At 67.2% G+C, this 7861-nt stretch carries 6 protein-coding genes; 1 reads left to right on the forward strand and 5 read right to left on the reverse strand.

Going from position 1 to position 7861, the window contains the following annotated elements:
- The 3 genes from prpB to Q0A15_RS11910 all read right to left on the reverse strand — a co-directional run.
- Positions 1-905: methylisocitrate lyase (gene prpB, locus Q0A15_RS11900; RefSeq protein WP_291279742.1), on the reverse strand; the 905-nt coding region annotated here is incomplete at its 3' end.
- Positions 905-2413, reverse strand: coding sequence for an MmgE/PrpD family protein (locus tag Q0A15_RS11905; protein WP_291279743.1), 1509 nt, complete (start codon positions 2411-2413; stop codon positions 905-907). The genes prpB and Q0A15_RS11905, both read right to left, overlap by 1 nt.
- 83 nt (positions 2414-2496) lie before the next feature.
- Positions 2497-3159, reverse strand: a complete 663-nt coding sequence (locus tag Q0A15_RS11910) for a GntR family transcriptional regulator (RefSeq protein WP_291279744.1) — start codon at positions 3157-3159, stop codon at positions 2497-2499.
- Positions 3160-3425: 266 nt separating this feature from the next.
- Between Q0A15_RS11910 and Q0A15_RS11915 the strand changes: the two genes are divergently transcribed.
- Positions 3426-5333, forward strand: coding sequence for an AMP-binding protein (locus Q0A15_RS11915; RefSeq protein ID WP_291279745.1), 1908 nt, complete (start codon positions 3426-3428; stop codon positions 5331-5333).
- Positions 5334-5406: 73 nt separating this feature from the next.
- Here Q0A15_RS11915 and Q0A15_RS11920 read toward each other — a convergent pair whose 3' ends face one another.
- Both Q0A15_RS11920 and Q0A15_RS11925 read right to left on the reverse strand, forming a co-directional pair.
- Positions 5407-6114: a response regulator gene (locus Q0A15_RS11920; protein WP_291279746.1), complete on the reverse strand. Its 708-nt coding sequence runs from the start codon at positions 6112-6114 to the stop codon at positions 5407-5409.
- The coding region (locus Q0A15_RS11925; protein ID WP_291279747.1) for an ATP-binding protein at positions 6111-7861 on the reverse strand (1751 nt) is incomplete at its 5' end. The genes Q0A15_RS11920 and Q0A15_RS11925, both read right to left, overlap by 4 nt.

Here is a 7861-nt window from a genome sequence, read left to right on the forward strand (position 1 = left end):
ATATCGGTGGTCGGCACCCTGAAGTTGAAGATACCGGAGTCGAAGTGGTTGTAGCCCTCGTAATCCACGAGTTCGTACAACCGCGACCGCGTGAGCATCTCATCCACAGCCGGTTCCTGGGTCCCGGCCTCACGGATAGCCGTCAGCGTACGCTCGATGGCTCCCATGGCCGAACGCAGGTTCGTCACCGGGTAGATGATCATGGCGACGCCTGCAGCCTGCAGCTGGTCACGGGTGAACAGTTCCGACTTCCCGAACTCGGTCATGTTCGCCAGGATCGGGACGTCCACCGCATTGGCGACCGTCTCGAACTCGGAGATGTCCTTCAACGCCTCCGGGAAGATCGCATCCGCACCGGAGTCCACGAGCGCCTTGATGCGTTCGATGGTGGCATCAAGGGTGTCCACTCCGCGCAGGTCGGTGCGGGCCATGATCAGGAAGTTGGGATCCCGGCGGGCATCCACGGCGGCGGCGATGCGCTTCGTGGCGGTCTCCAGGTCCACCATGTTCTTCCCGTCGAGGTGGCCGCAGCGCTTGGGGTTGAACTGGTCCTCGATGTGAGTACCGGCCAGCCCGGCGTCCTCCAGTTCCTGGATGGTGCGTGCCACGTTCATGGGCTCACCGAAACCGGTGTCGGCATCGATCAGGCAGGGAAGGTCGGTGACGCGCGCGATCTGGTTGCCGCGCTGAGCCACCTCGGTCAGTGTCGTCAGGCCGACGTCCGGCAGTCCCAATTCGTTGGCGAGCACGCCGCCGGAGATGTAGACGCCGTCGAAACCCTGCTCCTGGATGAGCTTGGTGGACAAGGGTGTGAACGCCCCGGGGAACTGCAGCGCGGCCCCCGGCTTCAGTGCGGCGCGGAAGTTCTCCCGCTTCGCCGCAGGCGTGGTCTTGGAATACAGCATCAGAACAGACCCTTCGGGGAGGTCTCCAGGTCCACGGAGGCCAGGATGTTGAGCTGGTCCAGCTCGCCTGCACCCAGGTTGGGCAGGTTCTCGGCCGCTGCGATGAAGCGGTCGATCTCCTCCGGGGCGACCTTGCCCTCGGCCAGCTTGCGGAACTTGTTGATGTACTCGGCGCGGCCGAAGGGCCGGGCGCCCAGCGGGTGAGCGTCCGCCACCGCGATCTCGTCGGAGAAGGTGGAGCCGTCGGCCAAGGTGATCTCCACACGGCCGCCGAAGGCCTTCTCGGTCAGATCCAGGCTGTGGTACCGGCGGGTCCACTCGGCATCCTCCACGGTGGTGACCTTGTGCCACAGCGCCACGGTGTCCTCGCGGCCCGCGCGCTCGGGGGAGTAGGAGTCAACGTGATCCCACGAGCCGTCCTGCAGTGCCACGGCGAAGATGTAGGGGATCGAGTGGTCCAGGGTCTCGCGGGAGGCCGTGGGGTCGTACTTCTGCGGGTCGGTGGCGCCGGATCCGATCACGTAGTGCGTGTGGTGCGAGGTGTGCAGCACGATCTTCTCGATGTTGGAAGCGTCTGCGAACTCCGGGTGCTCGTTGTGCAGCTTGCGACCCAGATCGATCCAGGCCTGTGCCTGGTATTCGGCGGAGTGCTCCTTGGTGTAGGAGTCCAGGAGGGCGCGCTTGGGCTCGCCGGGGGCGGGCAGCGGCACGGTGTAGTTGGCGTCCGGGCCGTCCAGCATCCAGGCGATGACGCCGTCCTCACCCTCGAAGATGGGCGTGGGGGAGGTCTGGCCGCGAAGGGCGCGGTCCACAGCCTCGACGGCCATCTTGCCTGCGAATGCCGGCGCGTGGGCCTTCCAGGTGGAGATCTCGCCCTTACGCGACTGACGGGTGGCGGTAGTGGTGTGCAGCGCTTGGCCAACGGCCTGGAAGATGGTCTCGACGTCTGCCCCGAGCAGGGTGCCGATGCCCGCCGCGGCCGAGGGGCCGAGGTGGGCCACGTGGTCGATCTTGTGCGCGTGAAGGCAGATGCCCTTGGTGAGGTCGATCTGGATCTCGTAGCCGGTGGCGATACCGCGGATCAGGTCGGCGCCGGAGGCGCCCACGTGCTGGGCGGCGGCGAGGATCGGAGGAATGTTGTCGCCGGGGTGTGAGTACTCGGCTGCCAGGAACGTGTCGTGGTAGTCCAGCTCGCGCACGGCAACGCCGTTGGCCCAGGCGGCCCACTCGACGGCAACGGGCTGGTCCGTACCGAAGACCTTGGAGCCCTGGCCGCCGGTGGTGACGGGGTGGGCAAGCGCCTGGCCGCGTGCGGAGACGATGGGTCCGCGGTTCAGGGAAGCGATCGCGACGGAGGCGTTGTCGATGATGCGGTTGATGACCATATCTGTCACCTCCTGCTCCACAGCCACCGGGTCGGCGGCGACCGACGCGATCTTGTGGGCAAGCTGCTCCTCGCGGGGGAGGTTCTCATCGCTGCGGTAGACCCGCACAGTGTTCTCGATCATGCTCGTCCTCTCTGACGAAGGTCCGTAGCCGCTCGGGTGGTGTGCGGCCGGCGTGTAGGGGGAAACGCGTGAGGCTCGGGGCCTCATCCAGCCAGGGGCACCTCGGCGTCCCGGGCGTAGGTCTTGATATGGGCTTGGGCGTGATGCAGGTGGACCACGGTCTGCGCCTGCGCCAGATCCGGATCCGCCTGCGCCACTGCGGAAGCGATGGCTGCGTGCTCGCTCGCCGAGGCATCCAGTCGGTCGGGATGGTCCTGGGACAGCCGGCGGACGCGGTCCAGGTGCAGGCGCAGGCCTCGCAGGGCCTGCCTCAGGTAGGGATTGTCGGCGGCCGAGTCCAGCTCGTCGTCGAGCTCGTGCGTCAGTGCGTAGTAGCCGGACGGGTCGCTCGGATCCACCGGCGTGGCCGCCTCGAATCGCTTCGACAACGCCTCGAAACGTGCGCGGACGGTGCCCGACGACGCGGCGGCGTCCGCCGCACCTCGCGCCACCATGGTCTCGAGGCAGACCCGCAGATCGAAGAGCTGGTCAACCGATTCCGGACGGACCTCGGAGACGGTGACCCGGCCGGAGTGGTTGACGGCCAAGCCGTCGGAGAGCAGCTTGGAGATGGCTTCCCTCACGGGCGTCCGTGAAAGGCCCAGCCGTTCGGCCAGCTCGACCTCCAACAGGGGCGCGCCAGGCTGCAGCCGCCACTCGACGATGTCGCGGCGCACTTCCTCGTAGGCACGGTCACTAGCTTTCACACCATCAGTGTATACACAGATCGGAGATCTGTGTCACGCGGACGTTTCGTAAGTTCCGGATCGCCCGGAGTTTCGGGAATTTTCCAACCAAGGGTTTTCGAGCACCCACCCCCTGGTGTATACATGAAGCAAGACCGCAGTGACGTGGCTTACATCGCGTTGCAGGACGGTCCCACTCAGGCAGGCCGCCCCATGGTCAACCCATGGTCACCCGACCACATCCATGGCGGGCGGCAAAGTGCGTACATCCCAAGGACGTGACATACGTGAGCAGCTACGAAGAGACCTATCGACGCTCGGTCGAGGACCCGGACGCGTTCTGGCTCGAGGCGGCCCAGGCGCTGGCCTGGGAACACGCTCCCACCACCGGTGTGGACGGCTCCGAGGCTCCGCTCTACCGCTGGTTCAGCGATGGCACCCTCAACCTGACCGTCAACGCCCTGGACCGCCACGTCGCGGCCGGTCGAGGCGACGCACCCGCCCTGATCCACGACTCCGCGGTCACCGACACCAAGACCACGTACACCTACTCGCAGCTCCTGGACGAGGTCGCCGCTACCGCCGGTGCGCTGCAGGACCTCGGCGTGAAGACCGGCGATCGCGTTCTGCTGTACATGCCCATGATCCCGGCGGCCGTGATCGGCATGCTGGCCTGTGCCCGCATCGGTGCGGTGCACTCCGTGGTGTTCGGCGGATTTGCGCCGCGCGAGCTGGCCTCCCGCATCGACGACGCCGCCCCGGTGGCGATCCTGACGGCCACCGGCGGCATCGAGCCGGCCCGCAACATCGAGTACCTGCCTGCCATCGCCGAATCCCTTGAGATCGCAGAGCACACCGTGGCGCACGTGGCGGTGACCCATCGAGACGGATTCACCACGTCCCTGGAGGACGTCGCCGAACGGGTCCCCGGCACGCAGTGGCATGACACGGACACCCTCAAGCAGGCCGCGACGCCCGCCGAGCCGGTGATCGTGCCCTCCACGCACCCCCTCTACATCCTCTACACCTCCGGTACAACGGGGAAGCCCAAGGGCGTGGTGCGTGACACGGGTGGATATGCCACCGCACTGTCCTGGTCCATGCCCAACCTCTACGGCGTCAGCGAAGGCCAGACCATGTTCACGGCCTCCGATGTCGGCTGGGTGGTTGGCCACTCCTACATCGTGTATGCGCCGCTGCTGGTCGGTGCCACCACCGTCCTCTATGAGGGCAAGCCTGTGGGAACCCCTGACGCTGGCGCGTTCTGGCGGGTCGCTGCGGAACACGGCGCCGTGAGCCTGTTCACCGCGCCAACGGCGCTGCGCGCCATTCGTAAGAACGATCCGGACGGCGCCCTGATCAAGGACTACGACCTCTCCGGGCTGAAGGGCCTCTTCGCCGCAGGTGAGCGACTCGATCCCGATACCGCCCAGTGGGCGCACGACGTCCTGGGCATCCCCGTGATCGACAATTGGTGGCAGACGGAGACAGGTTGGCCCATCGCCTGTAACCCGTTCGGGTTCGACGAGAAGCCCATCAAGCTCGGCTCGCCCACGCTGCCGGTGCCCGGCTATGAGGTCAGCATCGTGGACGCCATCGGCGAGCCCGTGCAGGAACCCGGGACCGAGGGAAACATCGCGATCAAGCTCCCCATGCCTCCAGGCACGCTCGCCACGCTGTGGGGGAACGACCAGCGTTACATCGACTCCTACCTGACCGCCTTCCCCGGCTACTACGCCTCGGGAGACTCGGGTTACCTGGACGAGGACGGCTACGTGTTCGTCATGGGTCGCACCGATGACGTCATCAACGTCTCCGGCCACCGCCTCTCCACGGGAGCCATGGAGCAGGTCGTGGCCTCCCACCCCGCTGTCGCGGAGTGCGCCGTGATCGGTGTGGCCGACCCCCTCAAGGGCCAACGCCCCTCCGGCTACGTGATCCTCAAGTCCGGCGTGGAGGTCGAGGAATCCGACCTGGCTGCACAGCTGGTCAAGCTGGTCCGCTCCGAGATCGGTGCCGTGGCCGACTTCAAGGAGGTCCGTGTGGTCAACGCCCTTCCCAAGACCCGTTCCGGCAAGATCCTGCGCAAGACCATGCGGCAGATCGCCGACGGCGAGGAGTACTCGGTTCCCTCCACCATCGAGGATCCTTCGGTACTCGACCACCTCATCGGGGTGCTCCGCCCCACCGCGTGAGCTCGGTGATCCCATACCCCACAGCGGGTGGCCACCTCAGGTGGCCACCCGCCGTCGGGCATGGGGAGGACGGCTAACTCTTGCCCGTACGGACATACTCGACCTCGGGGCGCCCCTGGGTCCCGTGCCTGGCGCTGCGCTGGGCCTGGCCCGTGTCCACGAGATGCTCAAGATAGCGTCGCGCCGTCACACGGGACAGACCGGCAACCGCGGCGGTCTCCCGGGCGCTCAGTGCCGTCCCTGCCGCGTCCAAGGCCTCGCGCACCTGGACCAAGGTCTCCGCCACGAGGCCCTTGGGCAGGTCGATGCGCCGCTGAGGCGTCTCCGAGCCGAAGATCCGGTCCAGCTGTTCCTGGTCCGGAATGGACCCGGATCCACCCAAGCGCCGTTGCAGGTCGCGGTAGCGGCTCACTCGGGCGGCGAAGTCGTCGAAGGTGAAGGGTTTGAGCAGATAATCCGCGACGCCGGAGGCCATGGCCGCTCGCACCACCGAGCGCTCGCCGGCAGCGGTGAGCGCGATGGCGCCGCCATGCCAGCCTGCGGCCCGGAGACCGCGCAGCACCTCCAGCCCGTGTCCGTCAGGCAGATTCATGTCCACCAGGAACAGGTCGATGCCCGGGTCCTGGCGCAGATGTCGACGCTGGGCCAGATAGCGCCCGGCCTGCTCCTGGGTGTGCAGCACGGCCACACATTCCACGCCCGGGATCCGCCGCAGGTACTCCTGGTAGACCTGCGCCGTGGTCTCTTCGTCCTCGAGGACAGCCACCCGGAGCGCGCTCATGTTTGCCCTTCCTTCGTTTCCTGTTCCGGCGGCGTGGCGCCTGTCCGCGCCGTGCCCGACGGCGAGGTCTCCTCCTGCCGCGGCAGTGGCACCTCCACGGTGAAGACCGTTCCGGAGTCCGTTGCTGCGGCCACGGTACCGCCGAGCCTGGCGCACACGCTCGCGACGATGGGCAGACCTTGCCCACGGCCCACGGCGTCGGCGGGTTTGGTGGAGAAGCCGGGGGCAAAGATCTTCTCCTCGAGACCCTGAGCGATTCCGGGTCCTCCATCGGACACGGACGCGATCAGCCATGGGCGGTCCTGGTCGGCGTCATCGGCCGGCTCCTCGACGCTCACCTCCACCCTGACCCATCGACCCTCTGTCTGCTCGGCGTCCTGTGCGGCATCGATGGCGTTGTCCACGAGGTTGCCGAAGATGGCCACCACGTCCTCGGGCGGAAGCCCGGTTCCGCGCTCGAGCCGAACATCGGTCTCCAGATCGATGCCACGTTCCGCCGCCTCCGAGACCTTGCCGTGCAGCAGTGCCGTGAGGACGACGTCGCCGTCCACACCGTCCTGGTCCGGGGAGCCGGCGGGGAAGCCGACGGAACTGCGCAGCATCGCGTGGGCTTCCGTCACGTGCCCGATCTCCATGAGGCTCAGCAGCGTGTGCAGTCGGTTCGAATGGTCGTGGTTCTGTGCGCGCAGGGCCGTGGTCAGGGAGCGGGTGGTGGCCAGTTCTCCCGAGAGTCGCTGCACCGCAGTGTGATCGTGGACCGTCATGACCCAGCCTCGGGAACTACCGGTGGAGAGCGGCCTGCGCAGCGGTTGCTGTCGCACCACCACCACCCGGCCGTCGATGGTGTGGGCCTGATCCTCCACGGATTCTCCGTCCTGGATCAGACGGCCCAAGGGTCCGGACAGTCCCAGTTCGGACGGCGCGATGCCGTCAGGGTGGACCCCGTCGGGCGCACGGTCCTGATCGGTGCTGAGCTTGAGCAGCGCGTCCGCTGCACGATTGTGGAAGACGATGAGGCCGTCTGCGTTGGTGATGATGATGCCTTCGTCCACGGTGACCAAGGCGGCATCTGCAGCGGCGAAGCGTTGTGACATCTGTTCCGGACCGAGTCCTTGGGTGACCCGCCGCAGATAGCGGGCTTCCCACCATGTCACGACGGCCAACAGTGCAGCGATGCCGAGGACCACAGCCAGGGTCAGGGGAACGGTGGAGGCGGCCACCAGCTGAAGCGCACCGACGGTTCGACCCACCGTGAGGGCACCGACCACCTCGCCGTCGGCGTCCCTGACCGGGACCACGGCCCGTACGGACAGTCCGGCCGTGGCCGTGGACGAGGTCTCGGTGAAGCCCTTGCCCTGCTTCAGCGCCGGCGCCAGCCTCCCCGAATACTTCGTGCCCACATAGCCTGGGCGGTGATAGGTCAGGCGCACGCCATCGGTATCGAGGAAGGTGGCGAAGTCCGTTCCGGTGTCCGCCATGACCCGTCGGCTGACCACGCTCAACCCCTTGGTGCGGGTTTCCGGGTCGGCTTCGGCATACGCGCGGCGCACTTCCGGTTCGTCCGCGGCCAGCGTGCCGATGGACTTGAGCGAATCACCCTCGCTACGGAACACCGTGGAGCGGGTCTGCAGGTAGGAGCCGCCGATCGCCACGATCGCCGCGATCACCAGCACGATCCACTGCGCCAACAGGACACGCCTGGCCAGGGACCACGTGCGGGGACGACGAGCGGAGGTGCGCATGCAGC

Source organism: Galactobacter sp., from assembly GCF_022712295.1.
In the GTDB taxonomy this organism is placed as follows: domain Bacteria; phylum Actinomycetota; class Actinomycetes; order Actinomycetales; family Micrococcaceae; genus Galactobacter.

Coding starts and splice junctions, on each gene's coding strand:
- Q0A15_RS11905 (WP_291279743.1), bottom strand. CDS start 2,413: ATGATCGAGAACACTGTGCGGGTCTACCGCAGCGATGAGAACCTCCCC.
- Q0A15_RS11920 (WP_291279746.1), bottom strand. CDS start 6,114: ATGAGCGCGCTCCGGGTGGCTGTCCTCGAGGACGAAGAGACCACGGCG.